This is a genomic window from Paenibacillus ottowii (assembly GCF_050516475.1).
Taxonomy (GTDB): Bacteria; Bacillota; Bacilli; order Paenibacillales; family Paenibacillaceae; genus Paenibacillus; species Paenibacillus ottowii.
In genome coordinates this window covers 2,983,021-3,002,726 of sequence record NZ_CP191577.1, presented here as the reverse complement: position 1 = coordinate 3,002,726, position 19,706 = coordinate 2,983,021, and the positions used below count along the sequence as shown (strand labels likewise).

Genomic DNA, 19,706 nt, shown 5'->3' with positions numbered 1-19,706 from the left:
ATCAAGAGGGGGAGAGACAGCATGAATACGGCGGCAATAGGAACACTTTACGGCGTAGGCGTGGGGCCGGGTGATCCCGAGCTGATCACGGTCAAGGCGTATCGGATGATTCAGGAATGTGCAGTTGTGGCTTATCCGAAGAAGCGCCGAGGAGGCAAATCGTATGCTCACGAAATTGTGGAATTATACGTGAACCCGGAGGAAAAGGAGATGTTGGGGCTCATTTTTCCAATGACTAAGGACCCGGTTGTACTGGAGCGGGAGTGGAATAAAACGGTGGTTGCTTGCTGGGAGGCTCTGAGTCAAGGGAAGGATGTAGCCTTTGTCACAGAGGGAGATCCCAATCTGTACAGTACCTTTATTCACTTGGCGCGTCTGATGAAGGATCTTCATCCCGAGGTGCCGATTGTATCTATTCCGGGCATCTCTTCTGTATTGGGAGCGGCGGCAGCCCTCGAATTGCCATTGGCAGACGGAGATCAGCAGGTGGGTATTATTCCGGCTACGGAGGATCGGGAAGCGATGAAGCGGGCGATTGAGAATCACGATACAGTCGTGTTTATCAAGGTTGCCAAGGTGCTGGATTTGATTTTGGATGTGCTGGATGAGCTCAAGCTTGGGGATCGTGCCTCTGTCATTACCAAAGTCACATCTCCTTATGAAATGGTATGGCGCAACGCCCGTGAACTGCGCGGACAGGAGCTTGAATATTTGAGTTTAATGGTGGTGAGCAAATGACGTTGGAGCCAAAGGTATATATCGTAGGAGCAGGCCCTGGCGACCCGGAGTTGATTACAGTCAAAGGCTCCCGGATTCTACGCACGGCAGATGTGGTGTTGTACACAGATTCACTTGTGAACGACGAACTGATTGCTACGGCCAAGCCCGAGGCGCAGGTGCTGCAAAGCTCAGGCATGGATTTGGAGCGGCAGGTCGAGATTATGAGCGAGGCTGTGCAGGCTGGACGTAGCGTAGCTCGTGTACATACAGGTGATCCGGCAGTGTATGGTGCGATTTTGGAGCAAATGGTGCTGTTGAAGCAGCGCGGCGTAGCCTATGAAATCGTACCCGGCGTCAGCTCGGTCTTTGCTTCTGCGGCTGTGCTGGGTGCAGAGCTAACCGTGCCTGATTTGACGCAGACGGTTATTTTGACGCGTGCCGAAGGCCGTACACCTGTACCCGATCGAGAAAAGCTGCGTGATCTGGCATCCCACCACTGTACAGTGGCGCTGTTCCTTAGCGCAACGCTGGCGAAGAAGGTGGTCGTTGAGTTTCTGGCGGCCGGCTGGAGCGAGGACACGCCTGTAGCAGTTGTGCAGCGCGCAACCTGGCCGGACCAAAAGATCGTGCGCACGACGCTTGCCCAATTGCCAGCCGATCTGCGCGCAGAGGGTATTACAATGCATGCCATGATTTTGGCAGGCTGGGCGCTCGACCCGGGGCTGGTGGACAAGGACGCGCATCGTTCCAAGCTGTATGACAAGTCGTTCACCCATGGCTACCGGAAAGGAGTGAAGCCTGGTGAGTAATCCATTTGCCGCTGTGGCGATCACGAAGCATGGAGTCGAAATGGTCCGCAATTTGGAAGCCAGCTTTCCGGGTACGGACGTGTATTACATGTCCAAGTTTGAACGTGGTGACGAGCAGGAGCGTGGCATTCAATTGTTCGAAGGTTCGGTCAAGCTGATCTTGCCGGATTTATTCAAGCAATATAACGGTATTATATTATTTATTTCCCTAGGTGCGGTGGTTCGTATGATTGCACCGATTTTGGTGGATAAAAAGGTAGACCCAGCCGTGGTCGTCATTGACGATCGCGGAGAACATGTCATCAGCGTACTGTCTGGGCATTTGGGCGGCGCGAATGAATTGACCCGTCATGTAGCTGCTGTACTCGGCGCACGTCCGGTAATCACGACCGCATCGGACGTGCAGGGCACGATTCCGGTGGATATGTTGGGCCGGGAATTGGGCTGGGTGGTCGATAGCTTCGACAAGGCCACGCCTGTGAGCGCCGCTGTTGTGAATGAGGAGCCCGTTGCATTCATCCAAGAGACGGGCGAACGGAACTGGTGGCGTTATGACAAGCCTGTACCTGCGCATATCAAGGTATATGCCTCAATGGCGGAAGCGGCACATGAGCCGTTCAACGCCGCGTTGGTCGTGAGTGACCGTTTGCTGGAGCCTGAAGAAGAGGAGAGGTTTCTTTCAAATGGCGTGCTGTACCGTCCCAAAAGCTTGGTGCTTGGTATTGGCTGCAATCGGGGGACTGCATTGGAGGAGCTGGAGGCTGGTGTGCTGGACACCTTGCAAGAGCTGCGTTTGTCTGTCAAAAGCGTACGGAATATTGCCACGATTGATCTGAAAAAGGATGAAGAGGGCTTGCTTGCCCTCTGCGGCAAATACGGCTGGGAACTGGTGACCTACACTCCGTCAGAGCTGAATACGGTGCAGCTTCCCAATCCATCGGAGACCGTCTTCAAATACACCGGGGCATATGGGGTTAGCGAACCCTCAGCCCTGTTGTCCTCAGGTGCAGACCATTGGCTGCTGGAGAAGAAAAAAATCGGCAATATGACGTTGTCTGTGGCGCGGGTGCCTTATGAATGACGATATGAAGCAGCCTGTACAACAGCCTGATCTGTCTACTCCAGTGCGCAGAAGCCGTATCGTTGTTGCCGGTACGGGCAGCGGTGCGGGCAAAACCACGGTGACCCTCGGGCTGATGAAGGCGTTCGCCGACAGCGGCCTGCGAGTGCAGGGGTTTAAGTGCGGTCCGGATTATATTGATCCGACCTATCATACAGCCGCGACCGGAACGCCTTCCCGTAATCTCGATTCATGGATGACCTCGCCAGATACGGTGCGTGAAACCTTTATCCGCGCTTCTGAAGGCGCGGATCTCTCTGTGATTGAAGGCGTCATGGGGCTGTATGACGGCAAGGACCCGCTCAGCAATATTGGTTCGACCGCCGAAATTGCCATGCTGACGGATAGCCCGGTATTGCTGGTCGTCGACGTGCGCAGCATGGCACGCAGTGCGGCCGCTATCGTGCTCGGCTTTCAGCGCTTGGAGCCCAAGCTGCGCATTGCGGGCGTAATCGTAAATCGCTGCGGTAGCCAGGGGCATTACAGCATGGTCAAAAAGGCGATCGAGCAGGAATGCGGCATCCCTGTGCTCGGCTGGTTAAAGCGCGATGACGGGCTGGATATCCCCGAACGTCATCTGGGTCTGGTGCCTGCTGTAGAACGCGGCGAGCTGGAGCCGCTTTTCCAACGGGCGGCAGAACTGATCCGTGCAGGTACGGATCTGGAGGCACTGCGGACATTGGCGGATTCGGCTTCGCCGCTCACTCTGCCCGAGCACCCATTATTTTCACTGGATCGGCATCCAACAGCTGGGTATGAAGCTGCGGCCGGGGAGCGTCCTGTCATTGCTGTCGCCAGAGATGCCGCGTTCAATTTTTACTACCCGGAAAATATGGATTTGCTGCGCCAGGCGGGAGCAGAGATTGTCTATTTTAGTCCGCTGGCGGGAGAACGCGTCCCTGAGCGTGCCAACGGGCTATATTTGGGCGGCGGCTTTCCCGAGGAGTTTGCGGCAGATATCGCTGCCAATACAGGCTTTTTGGAAGATATTCGCGCCGCCGTCAGCCGGGATATGCCTGTATTCGCCGAGTGCGGTGGCTATATGATACTGGCCCGAACACTTACGGATCGGGTGGGTCACACCTACCACATGGCTGGGGTGATCCCTTCGGATGTTCGCATGCAGGAAAAGCGGGCTGCTTTGGGATACCGGGAAGCAACTGCATTGCAAGATTGCTTGCTGTTGGAGGCTGGAGAGACGATTCGGGGACACGAATTTCATTATTCTGTCATGAGCTATGATGAATCTGCTGCCCCTTATCCCTTTGCCTATCAAACCAAAGGAATGCGTGGACTCCAGAGCGAAGGCTTTGCCAAAGGGAACCTTTTGGCAGCCTACACACACATTCATCTCGCTTCTCTCCCCAAGGCAGCAGCACGCTGGGTTGAAAAATGTCGAGCGTACCACTAAAAAACAAAAAAGCCGGGTCCCCATAAGGGTCCGGCTGTTCTAAGTATAAGAGAATCAAATCTTACATAGAATGGAAGCGTATACATTGTTTTTTGGACGATTCATCTACATAAGCTTTTTCAGCTGGGAAATCCTTCCCTGACTCACGCCAAGCATGGAAGCAAGCTGTTTTTGTGAAGATGCCGGATGTTCTTCCATGAGCTCTCTCATTTTCTCCAAAATAACATCCGTGCGCTGGTAAATCTTTTTCATATGCATATTTTGCTTCAATGGAGGTGACTCGGTTTCAGTCGCTGTGACCGGAATTAAATCTTCCGTTTTCATTGAGGTAGCACATGCATCGCAGATAAACTGGTCTTTAAAATAGGTGTTGGTATCAACGGAACCGCAGAATATGCAATTGGTTGATTTGTACTTACGGAGCATGAGTGTTTGGTCTTCAATAAAAAACTCTAATGGATCGCCGATGTCAATCTCCATCGTCATGCGCAACTCTTTAGGAAGCACAATTCGTCCCAAGCTGTCCAAGGGCCGGGTCATTCCAGTCCTTTTCATTCATGCAACCTCCCCATTGTTTTAAGATTTATAGAATGTATAAGCTTAAAAGAAATTCTTAACAATTCTATAACCGCAAGCATAGACTTCTTACAAAAAGCAGTCCTTTAGAATAAAGCATGCTTGGACGCACTTTTTTTCTTACGAGTATACCATAAACGGGCCGAATCGCCAGCGTCACGTTTAGAAAATTTTGAACAAGTGTATTCAGAGCGAACATATATGCTATAATCTTCTGCTAAAGGATTTAATAGGCCGCCTGTAGAATTATTTTATATATGCCGTAGCTTGGACAATGAGGGCGGTATTCATGGGAAATAGATGAGGGCGAGATGGACTTTTTAGAGCGTTTTGCCCGCACAAACAAGAGATCGGGGCCGCCTTTAAAGTCCTTATATACAAGTCAGGCAAGGAGGATTTTTGATGGAAAAAAGAAAAGCATTGCTGCTAGGAGATTATTCATATCCGGAGTTTCACCCGCTACAAGGGGTGGACGAAGAGATTAGCCATATTTTACATGATTCGATGACGGTACAATGCAGTGAGAATCGTAAAATGCTGCTTAAGGAAAATCTAGCCTCATTCGATCTATGCATCTCGTATTGTGACAGCCGCAAGGAGGTTCTGTCTCCTCAGCAAACAGCAGGACTGCTGTCCTATGTCAGCGGCGGAGGTGGACTGCTTGTGCTGCATAACGGAATCACATTGCAAGGACGGTATGAAATTGCACAGCTCATGGGAGCACGTTTCCTGCGGCATCCGGCAGCGGAACTGCTTTCCTTCAAGGTAACGGAGCCGGATCATCCGATTATGGAAGGGATTGAGCCGTTTGAGATTCAAGAGGAGCCGTATCGCTTTGATTTTGATCCATTCACTGAAAAGACACTGTTGATGGAATACGAACACGAAGGTCAGTGGTGGCCGGCTGCATGGGCTTTGTCCTATGGCTTGGGCCGGGTCGTCTACTTGATGCCTGGACATAATCAGCCAAGTTTCCAGCATGAGGGATACCGCAAGCTGCTGCTTCAGGCTGCTAAATGGGCCGGACGTTTTCCGGGTTAAGCCAAATCATATTCATAACCATTCCATCCATTGGGAGAGGGGAGTCGCGAGCTTTATGCGGCTCCCCTTTTCAGGTTATACTATAGGTAATCACAGGTAGGGGAGGGTATATTATGAGCGATTTGTTCAAAAAAGCCATCTCATTGGGATGGGGCCTCACCGTTGTCAGCAAAGAAAAAGTGGAGAAAGCTGTTGAGGAGCTTGTAAATCGGGGAGAACTTGCACCCTCGGAATCCAAAGCGCTGGTCGATCGTCTGATCGAACGAGGGGCAGAGGAACAGGGACAATTCAAAACCATGGTCCGCGAGCAGGTTAGTCGCATTTTGCAGGAGCTGGAAGTACCTACCGAAAATGATGTCACAAGTTTGGAGCAACGTGTGGCATTGTTGGAAAAACAGGTAGCGGAGCTGGAAAAAGAAAAGGCGGCGCTTACGGGTTCGAGTGACGCTGAAGAAGCGAACCGGTTGGATTAAAATGGCCGTTCGCATGAAGCACGCCGGTCGTTACCGGGAAATTGCCATGGCGCTGGCGCGTCATGGCTTTGGTTATATGGTGGAAGAAATGGGACTGTTCCAGCTGCTATCCCTGCCCCGCAAGTGGCTGACGAGAGAAACCCCCGAATCCAAAACGCTGGGTGAACGGATTCGGCTTGTGCTGGAGGACCTGGGACCTGCATTCATCAAGCTTGGACAGTTGGCCAGCACACGCGCTGACCTGCTACCAGAGCCTATTATCCGCGAGCTGGTTAAGCTTCAGGATCAGGTACCGCCTTTTTCGCCTGACACGGCCCGTGGCATTCTGGAGCAGGAGCTGGATACGTCATTAGAGAACATACTGCTTCGTTTTGATGATGTTCCGCTGGCGGCTGCCTCGATCGGGCAAGTGCATCTGGGCAAGCTGCACAGCGGCGAAATGGTCGCCATTAAAATCCAACGTCCAGGCGTTAATCGCATCATCCGGCGGGATTTGGACATTTTACGGGAATTGACCGCAATGGCAGCCAAGCGCTGGGAATGGGTGGAGCGTTACCAGCTTCGCCAGATGGTGGAGGAGCTGGGGAGATCGCTCATTAAGGAGCTGGATTACAACCATGAAGCCCGTAACACAGAGAAGATTGCGCTCCAATTTGAGCAGGACCCACATATCTATATTCCGAAAATATACTGGGACCATACCTCCTCACGTGTACTGACCATGGAGTTTCTGGAGGGAACTCACTTGGGCAGTCGTGAAGAGCTATTGGGCCGTGGTTATAACTTAAAAGAACTGGCGCAGCGGCTGGTCAACAGCATGCTGCATCAAATTTTTATAGAGGGCTTTTTTCATGCCGATCCCCATCCGGGGAATTTGCTTGTCCTGAATAATGGAAGTCTCGCGTATCTGGACTTTGGCATGGCGGGAAGGCTAAGCGAAGAAATGAAAAATCACCTCGCCTCCCTCATAATCGCTCTGATGCGCAAAAATACCGACGCCATGGTACGGGCTATCGAACGACTGGGGCTGGTTGAACCGGATACCGATCTGAATGCGCTCCGTGCCGATCTGGATAAGATACGCGAAGATTACTCGGACGTTCCTTTCTCACAGGTCAGCATTGGCGATGCTTTGAACGACCTGTTTGGCGCAGCCCAGCGCCATCGAATTGGGTTGCCGTCGGACGTCCTGCTGCTTGGCAAGGCGCTGCTGACCTTGGAGGGGGTTGTGGAGCATCTGGACCCCGACCTCAGTATTATTGCATTAGCTGAGCCTTTTGGTAACAAGCTGCTGAAGGAACGCTTCAGCGGTCGTCGTATTCGGGGCAAGCTGTTAGGTGGTGCGGCTGAGCTGGTGGAGACACTGATGGAGCTGCCGAGACAGACGAGGCATCTGACCTCAATTATCAGCAAGGGTAAGCTTAAACTGGAAGTAACCGTACCCGAGCTGGAACAGCTGTTGCGCAAGCTGGATCAGATCAGCAATCGCTTGTCATTCAGTATTGTGCTGTTAGCGTTCAGCATTATTATGGTTGGACTGATTATCGGCTCTTCACTAAATCATCAGGCGACTATGCTATGGAACGTACCTGCAATTGAAATTGGTTTTGTCGTAGCGCTCTTAATGGTTGCCTTTTTACTGTACTCTATTTTTAAATCAGGAAGGTTCTAGATACCGACTACAAGGAGGCGTCATGGACACTCATAAGATAAACACTGCCTCAATGAATACTCTTGAAATCGCAGATGTACCGTGGCACCGCCTGACTACTCCTTATGGTAGAGGCACGGAGTTGCCGCATTTGATATCCAATGGGGAGTATGCAGCCATCGCTGATCTGATTGAGCATCAAGGCACACTGTGGCAGGTTACCCCATGGGCATTACTATTCTTATTGCGGAACATGCATGCGAGAAGGCCGAAGGATATCACACTAAATGAGTTGGAGTTGTATCACATGGTTGTTCAAGCGTTGGACATGGAAAACCCACAAGCGGACTCACAGGAGTCCGTGGAATCCTTGACCATGCTGCTAGATGAGAAGTATTTATGGCCAGCAGACAGCGACCCCGAAGAAGATGAACTGGAGTGGGAAGAGGAAGAAGCACGCGGCTATGATCCGGTGGCTTTTTGGGGCTACTATGATTATAGTTGTCGGTTACTAAAGCAAGCGCTACCTGATTTTGAGAACGTGCTTCAGCACCAAGTGGACTCTGAGGTTGCTGAATCTCTTACGGAGCTTGTGCTGAAATTACGAAAATTTTAAATATAAGAAAACGAACCAGATGAAGAAAACGAGCGATATTTTAAGCAAATAGAGGTTTTCTTTCTGTAAACAGCCTTTTAAATCATTCGTCTCTACGAATTCCTTGCGTTATAATGATGGACTGAATATAACGGAGCGGGTTCGTTTGAGAGAGACGAGCTGAATGATAGGAGAGCCTTGGCGATTGACCGCTGGACGGATGCCCAAAGCCATATCGGGTTGCGGGTCAAGATGCTGTTCTCTGTAAATATAGGAGGCTGGAACGAAACTGTATGAATTTTAGACAACAATGGTTCGGCAATATCCGGGCTGATATACTTGCGGGCATGACCGTGGCGCTAGCGCTGATTCCAGAGGCAATTGCCTTCTCAATCATTGCAGGTGTTAACCCTATGGTCGGACTGTATGCCTCCATCTCGATGGCGATTGTCATTTCTATTGCAGGCGGACGGCCAGCGATGATCTCGGCAGCAACCGGGGCTGTAGCTGTAGTGGTCGTTGGTCTGGTCAAGGATTATGGCGTGGAGTATTTGTTTGCAGCTACCATTTTAGCTGGGGTTATTCAGGTGCTGCTGGGGGTTTTGAAAATAGGGCGCTTTATTAGCTTTATTTCACAGCCGGTCATGACCGGGTTTGTAAATGCACTGGCGATCCTCGTCTTTATGGCGCAGCTTACCCACTTTCATCGAGCGAATTGGATCATGTACGCCATGGTAGCAGGAACATTGCTGATTGTGTATATTTTACCGAGATTTGTGAAAAGCGTTCCTGCTCCATTGACTGCAATTATTATCATGACGATCATTACGTATGTATTTGGATTGAATGTCAAAACGGTAGGAGACATCGGTACGCTAACCAGCTCGCTGCCTTCATTTCATTTGCCGCAAATTGAGTGGTCGTGGCACACGTTGCGGATTTTGCTGCCGTATTCCTTTACGATGGCGCTGGTTGGACTGTTGGAATCACTGCTAACAGCCAGTATTTTGGATGAAATGACCGAAACGAAAAGCAATAAAAACCGGGAAGCCCGCGGGCAAGGGATTGCCAACTTTGTAAATGGCTTTTTTGGGGGTATGGGTGGCTGTGCCATGATCGGACAATCCGTCATTAATGTCAGCTCAGGGGGAAGAGGACGTCTGTCGACTTTCACGGCAGGGGTGTTCTTGGCCTTCTTGCTGCTCGTGCTTGGCGGGGTTGTAAAGGAAGTGCCTATGGGCGCATTGGTGGGAGTCATGTTCATGGTGTGTATCGGAACCGTGGATTGGAAATCGCTCCGAAACATCGCCAAGGTTCCCAAGGCAGATACGTTTATTATGGTGGTCACGGTCATCATCGTGGTGGCTACGCATGATTTGTCCAAGGGCGTGATCGTAGGTGTGCTGTTGAGTGCTTTGCATTTTGGCTGGAAAATGGCTAAAATCCATATCAGTGCGACTGAGGATCATGAAGCCAAGGTGTACCATGTCAGGGGACCGATGTTTTTCGCCTCAACGACTCATTTTGTCGATCATTTTGAGCCTTCACATGATCCGGAGCGCGTTGTAGTGGATTTCAGCCATTCGCATGTGTGGGATCACTCGGCGGTTACTGCCATTGGCAAGGTGCTGCAAAAATACAAAAACTCAGGTAAATCGATTACCCTGCAAGGGTTAAATGAGGAAAGCCGTTTAATTGTAGAGAAGCTCGGCGGTCCTGTAGTTACAGAACCGATCGTGTGATGAATCGTATAGTACAAAGCAAAGTCTGAAATGGAAACCCTCCATTTCAGACTTTTTTATTTATTTTTGAAATGAAATAGCGGTTTTCATTCTAAATGAAAGATAAATATGACAAATTTTCATCAAAGTATTGACGTAATAATTTGGCAGGAATACAATCGTTGTTATTAAGCATAGCAAGTACATAGGAATAATTGAAAATTGAAAGGTATGTACATATGAACTTAGACTGGGAGTTTATTGTAGAAAGCTTGCCGCTGTATGGAGAAGCCATGTGGCTAACGTTGAAGATTGCCTTTTTTGCTATTCTGTTTTCACTAGTCGTCGGTTTGCTGTGCAGCATAGTGCTGTATTACAGGGTGAAAGGAATTAGCGGAATCATTGTAGCTTATATCGAGCTTTCCCGAAATACACCGCTGCTTGTACAGTTATATTTTCTGTATTACGGGTTTACAAAAATTGGTCTGCACATGAGCGAAATGACGTGTGCCATTGTGGGAATGACCTTTTTGGGCGGGGGCTATATGGCTGAGGCGTTCCGCGGTGGAATTGAAGCCGTGAGTAAAACCCAAACGGAATCCGGGTTGAGCCTCGGACTGTCCAAAATACAACTGGCGAGATATGTTATTTTGCCGCAAGCATTTAGCATCAGTATTCCATCCCTGGGAGCGAATGCGATCTTTCTACTCAAGGAGACCTCCATTGTGGGTGCCATTGCTTTACTGGATCTGATGAATGTGGCAAAAGACCTGATCGGCATGTACTACAAAACGACAGAATCGTTGATTCTGCTGGTATTGGCATATCTCATTCTGCTTTTACCTTTGTCGATGCTGCTGACGTGGGTGGAAAGGAAGGTGCGATATGCTGAGTTCGGGGATTAATGTGCTGTTTGAGGGATCGAATTTCGAGCGTCTATTAGGGGGATTGCTCGTTACACTGGAGATTGCATTACTTTCCATTATTATTGGTACGCTGCTAGGCATTCTGATGGGTCTACTGCGCACCTTAAAATCAAGACCGATTCGGTTTGTGCTGAGATTCTATTTGGAGACATTCCGCATTATTCCGATTTTGGTATGGTTGTATGTCGTGTATTTTGGATTTACACCTTTACTGAATGTGGATATCAGCGGAGAGTTGACAGCAGTAATCGTATTCAGTCTGTGGGGAGCAGCGGAAATTGGTGACATCGTACGAGGCGCATTGGAATCACTGCCCAAGCATCAGGTGGAATCCGGGCAGGCATTGGGGCTGACCTATTGGCAATTATACCGTCATGTGCTCATTCCCCAAGCGGTGCGCCGCATGCTCCCGGGTTCTATTAATCTGGCGACACGCATGATCAAAACCACGTCACTTGTGGTGCTGATCGGTGTTGTGGAAGTGGTCAAGGTCGGGCAGCAGATTATTGAACTTGGTGTAATCAAGGCACCTTCGGCATCCTTTTGGGTGTATGGTTTTATCTTTATATTGTATTTTCTTGTATGCTATCCGTTATCCAGACTTTCCAAAAGATTTGAACGCAGATGGCAAAATTAGCAGGATGGGGTGGTGTCATGGGAGAGCCTGTTGAGGTTTTATTGGAAATTCGAGGACTGGAAAAAAGCTTCGGCGACCGAAAAGTACTGCAGCAGATTAGTCTGGACGTAAAGAAAGGGGAAGTCGTGGTTATTCTCGGCCCTTCAGGATGTGGTAAAAGTACGCTGCTCCGATGTCTTAATGGTCTAGAGCCCGTCCAGGGGGGAGATATCCGTTACAGAGGACAGGATCTGACGGATACAAAAGTGAATTGGCGTGAGGTGCGGCAGCATATCGGAATGGTGTTCCAAAACTATGAGCTATTTCCGCATATGACGGTCTTGGAAAATATATTGCTCGGCCCGCTTAAAGTTCAGCGGAGAAACAAGCAGGAGGCGCTTGTGCAAGCGGAGCAGCTATTGGAGCGAGTCGGTCTGCTGGACCGCAAGGATGCGTATCCGAGACAATTATCAGGCGGGCAAAAGCAACGAATTGCGATTGTGCGCGCTCTGTGTATGAACCCTGAGATTATGCTTTTTGATGAGGTCACCGCATCCTTGGACCCGGAAATGGTCAGAGAGGTGCTGGATGTTATGCGAGAGCTAGCTCAGCAGGGGATGACCATGATTATCGTGACGCATGAAATGGGATTTGCGAAGTCGGTAGGAGATCGTATTGTTTTTATGGATCAAGGACAGATATGTGAAATGACTACGCCACAGCAATTTTTTACCCAACCGGAAACAGAGCGTGCCCAGCACTTTCTGGATATATTTCAGTACGAAACGATATAAACAGGGGGATGAATACAGATGAGAAAAGGAATGAAGTTCACAACGTTATTACTGGTTTTGAGCTTGCTGCTCGTCGGTTTGGCGGGATGTGCAGGAGCTGGAAACACCAATGGTAGTTCGGGTTCGGCTAAATTCGCCTCAATTGAGGACATTAAAAAGAATGGCAAGATTCGAATCGGTGTTTTCGCGGATAAGCCGCCTTTTGGCTACGTAGATTCTGAAGGGAAGAATCAGGGTTTTGATGTGTATATTGCGAAACGGTTTGCCAAAGATCTCTTGGGCGACGAGTCCAAAGTGGAATTCGTTCTGGTGGATGCCGCCAGCCGGGTTGCCTATTTGGAGTCGAACAAGGTAGATATCATCATGGCTAACTTTACTGTGACCGATGAGCGTAAAGAAAAAGTCGATTTTGCTAACCCGTATATGAAATTATCCTTCGGTATTGTGTCACCCGACAGCGCACCAATCACCACGATCGACCAATTGAAAGGATCGGATCAAAAGCTGATTGTTGCCAAGGGAACGACGGCTGAAACTTATTTCACAAAAAATTATCCTGACATCAAGCTGCTCAAATTCGACCAGTACACCGAAATCTTTTCAGCTCTCAAAGACAAACGCGGTGCCGCCATTGCGAATGATAATACAGAGCTGATCGCTTGGGCCAAGGCCAATCCCGGCTTCACCGTAAGCATTCCAGCCTTCGGTGGCCAAGATACGATTGCCCCCGCAGTAGCGAAGGGAAATAAGGAACTGCTGGATTGGATCAACAACGAGTTGGCTACATTGGGCAAGGAGAATTTTGTGCATAAAGCCTATAAGGACACACTGACCTCTGTTTACGGAGAAGGCTTTACGGATCAATTGGTTGTAGAGGGCGGAAAGGTGAATTAATCATCGTATAATTTGCTTTTAAGATCATAAAGAAGCGTTGGGCTTGCTGTCCCAACGCTTCTTTAATGTGGGGAAAAGGGAGATTTGTAAGTTCTTAATCGAGATAATACTTCCCCAAAATCTCTTGCATGCTCGTAGATTTCATTATATAATTTTAAATGATTATGATTCTCATTATCATTTAAGTCTTTAGGCGCAGACTCCCAATATGAGCCTAAGTGAATAGGATGGTGCTTTACACATGGCTAAAACGGATGTGGCTACTGCCAGAAGACAGCTCAGCAGTCCGAACAAGGTAACGCGCAGACGGGCTTTGAGAACGATCAAAGCTGCGAAGCGCGCGAAGTAACAAGCTTCAAGTTAACTGTAAATGGCAATGCCAGTGTCAAATTTCTCAGTCTCCTCGTTTTAATATTGCACCTACCTTCCTGATGGTGGTACACAGGAAGGCAGGTGTCTTTTTTTGAATAATAAAAAACCGTTCTGGCGCTTTATTTGGAGATATAAGATACCAAACCAAAATGAACATAAAAACGGAGTAGACGGAATAGTGCTGTACAAGCGAAGCGATCGCTTTTGTCCCCGGATTTCTACTCTATAAAAGGCTTTGTTCAAGAAAACCGGGGGCGGTGGCGATGGGAAGCACTATCTGACTGCGTAGTGGCACAATATGAAACTTTTAAGTTCGATTTTAATACAAAAACTACATTTATTTCTTTTGTGCAAATAGCCATTCAATCATATCCTGATCTTGCAAAGCCGGAACCCAGGAGAAGTGTCCTGTAGGTTTGATCATCCCTGCTTCGTATTCAGTGAAGTGAATGAGGTTTCCGTTCTGTGCTTTAATGGCAGCAACCATTTCTTCCGAGTTCTTAGGACTTACTGTCGTATCATCTGCAGCATGAAAAGCCCAAATCGGAACGTTTTTCAATACTTCAACGTGTGCAGGGTCAACAGGGGCATACATGTTCACCGCTTTTTCATAGTTGGTCAGACCAGCAATGGGTACGCCAGCAGCGAATAGATCAAGATTTTTTTCTAACAATCTCCATGTTCCCATGGCACCTTGAGAAATACCTACGATATAGATTCGGTTAGTGTCAATCGGATATTTCAGGGCCGTTTCACGTACCAAATCAGCAACAGCGCTGTTGCGCGGTTCATCTGCCCAAATAAATTTATGCTCCAGGTCAATCGGGCTTTGAGGAGCGATAACGAAGGATGGGTGCTTGGCTTGCTGCTCCGGAGAAGCCCAAGTGACTGCACCGGCATTCGCTAGCAGGTTAACCCCGTTTCCATCACCACGTTCGCCGTTTCCGTGTAGGAATACAACCAACGGGTAGGTTGTGCCGGGCTCTACTTTAGGTTCAAATGTAAAGTAGTTGAGTTTGAAGCCGTCTTTGTTTTCAAAAGTGCTTTTTTGAAAATCGTCTACAATGGGTGTCACTTTATCGGTTGCTTTTATAGCCTGTGCAGAGACTGGAACGACTGTTTTCTTTGAAGTTGCAATATCCTTCTTTTGGCTAATGTAATAGTTCAACGGATTGATGCGGTTGACTGCGCTTGTTGAATCGTAAGTAAGGGTGCTTGCATTTTTATCCTGCGAGTCCAGCTCGATCACGACATATTTGCCATGAGTACTGCGGTTAGTGATGGCACCGGTATCGTTGGTATACACACCGGTCACGGTTCTGTCCGTGTATACATCATTGAGCACAGATTGAACCTGAAAGCTGGACGTGGACAGGGATGCTCCGTCAATATTGGTGCTGTATTTCAGGACAACGGCTGAAACAATCTCACCCAGAGGCTGTACCTCAGTAAGCAGGGTGGCCTGTGGTGCTGAAACATCGGCTGCTGCCGCAGCAGAGTTCGAGGATGGATAAAAGATCGTAAGCAGGAACACGAAAGATAGTAGAACAAGGGCAAAACGTCTTTTTTGCATAAGATAATCTCCTTTGGTGTTTTTTTAAAGCGCTTACTATATGCTCAGGACGCTTGACTGTATGCTGTGGAACTCATACAAATCAAAAAAAAGGCAAACTCCGGGTACACAAGTGTACTCGGGTTTTGCCTTTTCAGTAACAATCCCACCTGAAGAATAGCATCCTCCATGGAATCTGACAAGTGAAAGCGCTACATTTTTGGATGTTTTTATAAAAATAATTTTCCTTCTCAACAGGGATACGGTAGTATATAATTTACTTAACTTAACACTGTTAACTTATATAACGATGTTAACAAGGGAGATGAAATCATGAACCATTATGATGTTATTGTCATTGGTGCAGGGCTGAGTGGATTGTCCTGTGCAGCAAGACTTTCTGCACTGGGTTACCGGACAGCTGTATTTGAAAGTCATATTTTGGCTGGTGGCTTCGCTACTGAATTTACAAGAAAAGGATATACCTTTGACGTCTCCTTGCACGGTGTCGGCGGACTCGAAGAAGGCAGTTTCGGACAGATGTTAAAGGAATGCGATGTGGACCAGCGAATCGTTCCTCTTCGCAAAAAGCACCCTTACTCGATCCGCTGGGAAGGGCAGATTATTGATATCCCATCCGATGTGGAGGAATATATGCAGCTTCTCAAAGACATGTTCCCTGCTGAGATAGCAGCCATTGACAATCTATTCGCAGGTATTCACCGTTTTAAGACAGGCTTTACTGCTTTTTCTTCCCTTACTTCCTGGCGTAAGATGTTAGGTCTGCTCAAAGCAGGCACCTTCTTCCGCTGGACGCAAATGACCACCTGGGAGGCTGTAAGTCAGTTCGGCTTATCTGACCGATTCACGGAATTTTTCACCGCCCTATGGGCTTATTATGGTTTACCTCCGAAGCGGCTAGCGGCCTTGTATTTTTTCATTCCTTGGATTGGCTATCATTTGGAGGGGGCGTATTACATACAGGGAGGGGCACAGGCCTTATCCAATGCGTTGGTTGACGCTATTCAATCAGCTGGGGGAGAAGTCCACCTACGCAGTCAGGTGTCTGAAATTATACTTGAACGCGGTAAGGCAGCTGGTGTTCGTCTGAAAAAAGGGGATGTATATAAAGCCAACTGGGTTGTATCTGGTATCAGTCCTCATCATACCTATGGTCGTCTGCTGGAAAATCATAATGCCGCCCGTCGTGAGCTGGAGGCTGTCACCAAACTGGAGACTGGCACATCTCTCACTCAGCTATACCTAGGGCTATCATGCGAGCCTCGCGAGCTTGGGATCATAGAAGAAGACTTGATCCTATGTAACGAGCCGGATTCGGAGATGGATTATGAAGTCATGATGAGCGGCCAGTATACGAAAGGCAACTGGATGCTCACTAATTATAACGCTATGGACCCTACGCTCAATGAACCGGGGAAGGGTGTCATCGCCGTAACCTTTTTGGATAGATTGGAGAACTGGCCTAGCGCAAGACCCGAATATAAAGCCAAAAAAGAAGCAGTAATACAGCAGATACTGGAACGTCTTGAACAGCTATATCCCGGTTTTGGCAGCAAGGTGGTGGTGGCCGAGTTGGGCACACCACGCACAATGCAGCGCTATACCGCTAATCCCGGCGGAGCTGTTTATGGCTATGCACAATCAGTCCGGCAGTCCGGCATAAACAGACTGAAGCGCAAATCGGCATTGAACCGCCTGTCATTGGTAGGAGCCTGGACACAGCCCGGGGGCGGGTTTCAAGGGGTTATGAACTCGGGTATAATGGAAGCTAATCGTATCGCCGCCAAATTGGGGAAGGCAGAAAGGGCAAGTATAGCAACTCATGAAACATATCAAACGCCGAGAACGTGAAAGCAGTGAGATTCGCCGAAAAATCATTGAGGCCGCCCGATCGCTCTTCCTGAACCACGGGTATGCCGAGGTCTCCATGCGCAAAATTGCGGATCAGATTGAATATTCACCAACGACTATTTACCATTACTTTTCCAATAAGGAAGCAGTTGTCCGTGAACTGTTGTTAGAAGGAAATGCTTTGTTCCTAAAGGCTCTTCAGCAGCGTGTGGATGAAGCACAGGCAGCGGGATTGAATGCTCTGGACACACTGAAAACAGTATCCGACGCTTATGTCCGTTTTGGCATGGCTAATCCGGAATACTACAACATCCTGTTTATCAGCAACCTTGAATCTGTAAGCTTGGTTAGCCTTATAGACAGTGGGCGCTTTAAAGGTTTTGAGTTGCTTGAGACTGGGCTCAAAGCCGCTATGGAGGAAGGCTGTATTATTCAGGGAGATGAGCGCCTGATCGCTAGATCCATATGGAGTATGCTGCACGGACTGACCGCTCTCCTCCTGAATTTTGAGCTTCCTATGGCAAAATCAAATGATGAGTTAATTTCATTTACTATAGATACTTTTCTTCGAGGATTAAGCCGCTGACGTAGCGGCTAATTTTTTATCCTCACACCCCGTACATACAAGTCTGCATACGTCAATTCCGATGTTAACGAATGTTCACCCCGGCTATTCTTCTCAAAAAGTGATATGAAGACCGCAGCTAAAAGCTGCGGTCTTTTTTGTTGCAGCGTGCCCAGCTAAGCACGCATCTTCTAGCCGGTGAAACCTAAGTTCCCGACCAAATTATAACGAGGTTGGAGGCGGGACGTCCAGGGCCGCATAAAGTTCTAACTGACGTTTGGTGATCTCGTCAAACTGTAAGTTGTGTCCGGGGCGCTGGTAACATTCAATCACATCTAATTCGTCCAATAGTCCCTGCATCGTATAAAGCTGGAACAATTTCTTTTTTTGCATGACTTTCTTGAGATAGGATAAATAGATCAGGGCCACAAATTCAACAAACAGCTTCCCATCCAGACTTCGTTCGGAGGATACCTCCATGCGTCGGAAGTTCGAGCTATCTTTCAAATTGCCAAATACCTTTTCAATGACATCCTTATTGCGGTATAACGCCAACGCTTGAATGGGGTCTTGGATCTCATTGCTAAGCAGTGCAAAATATCCGTAATTTTGGACCGCTGCATCGATGGCTCCCTGTTTCGCCTTGACGACCGAACCGCGTTTGGGCATTGGACTTCACCGTGGATAAACCTTCTCATGTGCGGGTTCACGTTTCCCGCTTTCCAGTTCGGCTTTCAGCCTGGTGAGCCGGCGGTTTAATTTGTTGGCGTCGTCGGTTTCTTTTTCTTTATTGAAATACAGGTGCACGTACGCTCTGCGCTCGCTTTTCAGCACATCGCCTTTGGGCCGCTCCTGGCTATACTGCCATGCAATGGGGGTCGTGTAAGCGTACAAATTATAGTCGGCATGAAAATGCTCCCAATGACGAAGGTGCGTTCTGGCAGTGTCCAGTTCCTGTTGCACATATTTCAGTGTGACGCTAACACCGATCAGAAACTTTAGATGATGCTGGTACAGCGCGCGTTGATGTTCGCTTCGCTGTACAAGCCGCGGTCCATGACAAGCTTGATCTTTTTGTACGACAAAAAGTCCATGTCAGCCATGAGCTTTTGAGTCGTCGACACGTCAGACATATTCCCAGGCAGCTTGCGGTAGTAGAACGGCAAATTCGATTGCTCGCCGAACAGCAGTGCCAGATTCATTTGCGGAAGCGGATCGCGTTCCTTGTTCTTTCCATATTTGACTTACTTCAAACTTTCCGAATAGCTGGGCAAGGTGGTCGTATCGTAGGCCCAATACTCCTGTTCCGTCCGGCGGCGCCCTTGCAGACGAAAAAATTGCTCTCGGGCTTCTTCGGTTATGGAGGCGAAGAAATCGCTGCTGCGCTGGGAAGGAATATCTCGCCCATACGGGTGGCGGTACGTCAACGCCCATTTCGAAAAACGCATCAAAGGATTATGATCCTCCAGGATCAGAAAAAAGGCGATGGACAAGAGTTGCTTGTAGTGATCCGGAAAGCACTGCTTCAAATCTGCGGCAATGCCCAACTTGTCGCCGATCGCATCCAGCAAATAGGTGGCGCCTGCATAGAGGCGTTTTGTTTCGGTAAAGGGGATAGGACCCCGTTTCAGGGAGCGAGCGGGCTCGGATAAGCGCTTCGACGGGATCAGAGCGCCAGTAACAGGGTGCAACTTACCCACACATGTACGGCGGCTGCGTGATTGTTGCTTCTCTTTATCCCAATAGTTCTCGGATTCATAGACGTAGGTGATAAACGAGCGGCATATTCCTTCTCCATTCCACGTTATAATTATAACGTGGAATGGAGGATATTGGTAAGTGGGACTTAAGGAAATCCCGTACCTATAGGGTTTTTAGGCAAACCTCGTTATAATTTCGCGGGAATGCAGGTTTCAGGAACCCAACATCCGGATTTTCGACAAAAATTAATAAGAGCAGAGACCTATTGTCATGATAATACACATATAGTATATATAC

The 19,706-nt window shown here is 48.6% G+C and carries 18 protein-coding genes and 1 pseudogene; 16 read left to right on the top strand and 3 right to left on the bottom strand.

What is annotated here, in order from left to right:
• Nucleotides 1–21: 21 nt before the first annotated feature.
• From cobI to ACQQ6X_RS13930, 4 genes are read left to right on the top strand one after another with little or no spacing between them, the layout of a single operon-like run.
• Nucleotides 22–738, top strand: a complete 717-nt coding sequence (cobI, locus tag ACQQ6X_RS13945) for a precorrin-2 C(20)-methyltransferase (protein WP_305165817.1) — start codon at nucleotides 22–24, stop codon at nucleotides 736–738.
• Nucleotides 735–1,529, top strand: coding sequence for a precorrin-4 C(11)-methyltransferase (gene cobM, locus ACQQ6X_RS13940; RefSeq protein ID WP_305165816.1), 795 nt, complete (start codon nucleotides 735–737; stop codon nucleotides 1,527–1,529). Before cobI ends, cobM begins: the two co-directional genes overlap by 4 nt.
• Nucleotides 1,522–2,610, top strand: a complete 1,089-nt coding sequence (locus tag ACQQ6X_RS13935; RefSeq protein ID WP_305165815.1) for a cobalt-precorrin 5A hydrolase — start codon at nucleotides 1,522–1,524, stop codon at nucleotides 2,608–2,610. The genes cobM and ACQQ6X_RS13935 overlap by 8 nt, the downstream gene beginning before the upstream one ends.
• Nucleotides 2,603–4,060 carry a cobyrinate a,c-diamide synthase gene (locus ACQQ6X_RS13930; RefSeq protein WP_305165814.1) on the top strand — a complete coding sequence of 486 codons (1,458 nt, stop codon included), beginning with the start codon at nucleotides 2,603–2,605 and terminating at the stop codon, nucleotides 4,058–4,060. Before ACQQ6X_RS13935 ends, ACQQ6X_RS13930 begins: the two co-directional genes overlap by 8 nt.
• Nucleotides 4,061–4,165: 105 nt before the next feature.
• On the opposite strand, the gene ACQQ6X_RS13925 is transcribed toward ACQQ6X_RS13930, so the two are convergent.
• On the bottom strand, nucleotides 4,166–4,615 hold the full coding sequence (locus tag ACQQ6X_RS13925) for an AbrB/MazE/SpoVT family DNA-binding domain-containing protein (RefSeq protein ID WP_063213794.1): 450 nt from the start codon (nucleotides 4,613–4,615) through the stop codon (nucleotides 4,166–4,168).
• Nucleotides 4,616–5,038: 423 nt separating this feature from the next.
• On the opposite strand from ACQQ6X_RS13925, the gene ACQQ6X_RS13920 reads away from it, so the two are divergent.
• From ACQQ6X_RS13920 to ACQQ6X_RS13875, 10 genes are all read left to right on the top strand, one after another.
• On the top strand, nucleotides 5,039–5,677 hold the full coding sequence (locus ACQQ6X_RS13920) for a ThuA domain-containing protein (protein ID WP_149034598.1): 639 nt from the start codon (nucleotides 5,039–5,041) through the stop codon (nucleotides 5,675–5,677).
• Nucleotides 5,678–5,790: 113 nt separating this feature from the next.
• Nucleotides 5,791–6,150, top strand: coding sequence for a phasin family protein (locus ACQQ6X_RS13915; protein ID WP_305165813.1), 360 nt, complete (start codon nucleotides 5,791–5,793; stop codon nucleotides 6,148–6,150).
• A gap of 1 nt (nucleotide 6,151) precedes the next feature.
• Complete coding sequence (locus tag ACQQ6X_RS13910; protein ID WP_305166128.1) at nucleotides 6,152–7,822, top strand: ABC1 kinase family protein; 1,671 nt, start codon at nucleotides 6,152–6,154, stop codon at nucleotides 7,820–7,822.
• A 22-nt stretch (nucleotides 7,823–7,844) separates the two neighbouring features.
• Entirely contained in the window at nucleotides 7,845–8,417 is a 573-nt protein-coding gene (locus ACQQ6X_RS13905; protein ID WP_305165811.1) for a hypothetical protein, read from the top strand.
• Between the two features lie 272 nt (nucleotides 8,418–8,689).
• Nucleotides 8,690–10,138, top strand: coding sequence for a SulP family inorganic anion transporter (locus tag ACQQ6X_RS13900; RefSeq protein ID WP_305165810.1), 1,449 nt, complete (start codon nucleotides 8,690–8,692; stop codon nucleotides 10,136–10,138).
• A 218-nt stretch (nucleotides 10,139–10,356) separates the two neighbouring features.
• Nucleotides 10,357–11,022: an amino acid ABC transporter permease gene (locus ACQQ6X_RS13895; RefSeq protein WP_305165809.1), complete on the top strand. Its 666-nt coding sequence runs from the start codon at nucleotides 10,357–10,359 to the stop codon at nucleotides 11,020–11,022.
• The gene (locus ACQQ6X_RS13890; RefSeq protein WP_305165808.1) at nucleotides 11,003–11,680 is read left to right on the top strand and encodes an amino acid ABC transporter permease; all 678 of its coding nucleotides are present in this window, start codon (nucleotides 11,003–11,005) and stop codon (nucleotides 11,678–11,680) included. The genes ACQQ6X_RS13895 and ACQQ6X_RS13890 overlap by 20 nt, the downstream gene beginning before the upstream one ends.
• Before the next feature lie 17 nt (nucleotides 11,681–11,697).
• On the top strand, nucleotides 11,698–12,453 hold the full coding sequence (locus ACQQ6X_RS13885) for an amino acid ABC transporter ATP-binding protein (RefSeq protein ID WP_305166127.1): 756 nt from the start codon (nucleotides 11,698–11,700) through the stop codon (nucleotides 12,451–12,453).
• Between the two features lie 18 nt (nucleotides 12,454–12,471).
• Nucleotides 12,472–13,347, top strand: a complete 876-nt coding sequence (locus tag ACQQ6X_RS13880) for a cysteine ABC transporter substrate-binding protein (RefSeq protein WP_305165807.1) — start codon at nucleotides 12,472–12,474, stop codon at nucleotides 13,345–13,347.
• A gap of 241 nt (nucleotides 13,348–13,588) precedes the next feature.
• Nucleotides 13,589–13,696: a putative metal homeostasis protein gene (locus ACQQ6X_RS13875; protein WP_016822819.1), complete on the top strand. Its 108-nt coding sequence runs from the start codon at nucleotides 13,589–13,591 to the stop codon at nucleotides 13,694–13,696.
• A gap of 360 nt (nucleotides 13,697–14,056) precedes the next feature.
• Here ACQQ6X_RS13875 and ACQQ6X_RS13870 read toward each other — a convergent pair whose 3' ends face one another.
• Nucleotides 14,057–15,292, bottom strand: a complete 1,236-nt coding sequence (locus ACQQ6X_RS13870; protein WP_305165806.1) for a PHB depolymerase family esterase — start codon at nucleotides 15,290–15,292, stop codon at nucleotides 14,057–14,059.
• A 312-nt stretch (nucleotides 15,293–15,604) separates the two neighbouring features.
• On the opposite strand from ACQQ6X_RS13870, the gene ACQQ6X_RS13865 reads away from it, so the two are divergent.
• Together ACQQ6X_RS13865 and ACQQ6X_RS13860 are read left to right on the top strand one after the other, a co-directional pair.
• Entirely contained in the window at nucleotides 15,605–17,143 is a 1,539-nt protein-coding gene (locus ACQQ6X_RS13865; protein ID WP_305165805.1) for a phytoene desaturase family protein, read from the top strand.
• A complete protein-coding gene (locus ACQQ6X_RS13860) occupies nucleotides 17,115–17,729 on the top strand; it encodes a TetR/AcrR family transcriptional regulator (RefSeq protein WP_305165804.1) in 615 nt (204 codons plus the stop codon). The genes ACQQ6X_RS13865 and ACQQ6X_RS13860 overlap by 29 nt, the downstream gene beginning before the upstream one ends.
• Before the next feature lie 201 nt (nucleotides 17,730–17,930).
• On the opposite strand, the pseudogene ACQQ6X_RS13855 reads toward ACQQ6X_RS13860, so the two are convergent.
• Nucleotides 17,931–19,516 (bottom strand): annotated as a pseudogene (locus ACQQ6X_RS13855) (IS1634 family transposase).
• Nucleotides 19,517–19,706: the final 190 nt, after the last annotated feature.

Excerpts from the sequence above, each read along its gene's own strand:
- ACQQ6X_RS13875 (WP_016822819.1), top strand. The coding sequence starts at position 13,589 with ATGGCTAAAACGGATGTGGCTACTGCCAGAAGACAGCTCAGCAGTCCG.
- ACQQ6X_RS13920 (WP_149034598.1), top strand. The coding sequence starts at position 5,039 with ATGGAAAAAAGAAAAGCATTGCTGCTAGGAGATTATTCATATCCGGAG.
- ACQQ6X_RS13895 (WP_305165809.1), top strand. The coding sequence starts at position 10,357 with ATGAACTTAGACTGGGAGTTTATTGTAGAAAGCTTGCCGCTGTATGGA.
- ACQQ6X_RS13925 (WP_063213794.1), bottom strand. The coding sequence starts at position 4,615 with ATGAAAAGGACTGGAATGACCCGGCCCTTGGACAGCTTGGGACGAATT.
- ACQQ6X_RS13865 (WP_305165805.1), top strand. The coding sequence starts at position 15,605 with ATGAACCATTATGATGTTATTGTCATTGGTGCAGGGCTGAGTGGATTG.
- ACQQ6X_RS13890 (WP_305165808.1), top strand. The coding sequence starts at position 11,003 with ATGCTGAGTTCGGGGATTAATGTGCTGTTTGAGGGATCGAATTTCGAG.
- ACQQ6X_RS13905 (WP_305165811.1), top strand. The coding sequence starts at position 7,845 with ATGGACACTCATAAGATAAACACTGCCTCAATGAATACTCTTGAAATC.
- ACQQ6X_RS13915 (WP_305165813.1), top strand. The coding sequence starts at position 5,791 with ATGAGCGATTTGTTCAAAAAAGCCATCTCATTGGGATGGGGCCTCACC.
- cobI (WP_305165817.1), top strand. The coding sequence starts at position 22 with ATGAATACGGCGGCAATAGGAACACTTTACGGCGTAGGCGTGGGGCCG.
- ACQQ6X_RS13900 (WP_305165810.1), top strand. The coding sequence starts at position 8,690 with ATGAATTTTAGACAACAATGGTTCGGCAATATCCGGGCTGATATACTT.
- ACQQ6X_RS13860 (WP_305165804.1), top strand. The coding sequence starts at position 17,115 with ATGAAACATATCAAACGCCGAGAACGTGAAAGCAGTGAGATTCGCCGA.
- ACQQ6X_RS13870 (WP_305165806.1), bottom strand. The coding sequence starts at position 15,292 with ATGCAAAAAAGACGTTTTGCCCTTGTTCTACTATCTTTCGTGTTCCTG.
- ACQQ6X_RS13885 (WP_305166127.1), top strand. The coding sequence starts at position 11,698 with ATGGGAGAGCCTGTTGAGGTTTTATTGGAAATTCGAGGACTGGAAAAA.
- ACQQ6X_RS13930 (WP_305165814.1), top strand. The coding sequence starts at position 2,603 with ATGAATGACGATATGAAGCAGCCTGTACAACAGCCTGATCTGTCTACT.
- ACQQ6X_RS13880 (WP_305165807.1), top strand. The coding sequence starts at position 12,472 with ATGAGAAAAGGAATGAAGTTCACAACGTTATTACTGGTTTTGAGCTTG.
- ACQQ6X_RS13910 (WP_305166128.1), top strand. The coding sequence starts at position 6,152 with ATGGCCGTTCGCATGAAGCACGCCGGTCGTTACCGGGAAATTGCCATG.
- cobM (WP_305165816.1), top strand. The coding sequence starts at position 735 with ATGACGTTGGAGCCAAAGGTATATATCGTAGGAGCAGGCCCTGGCGAC.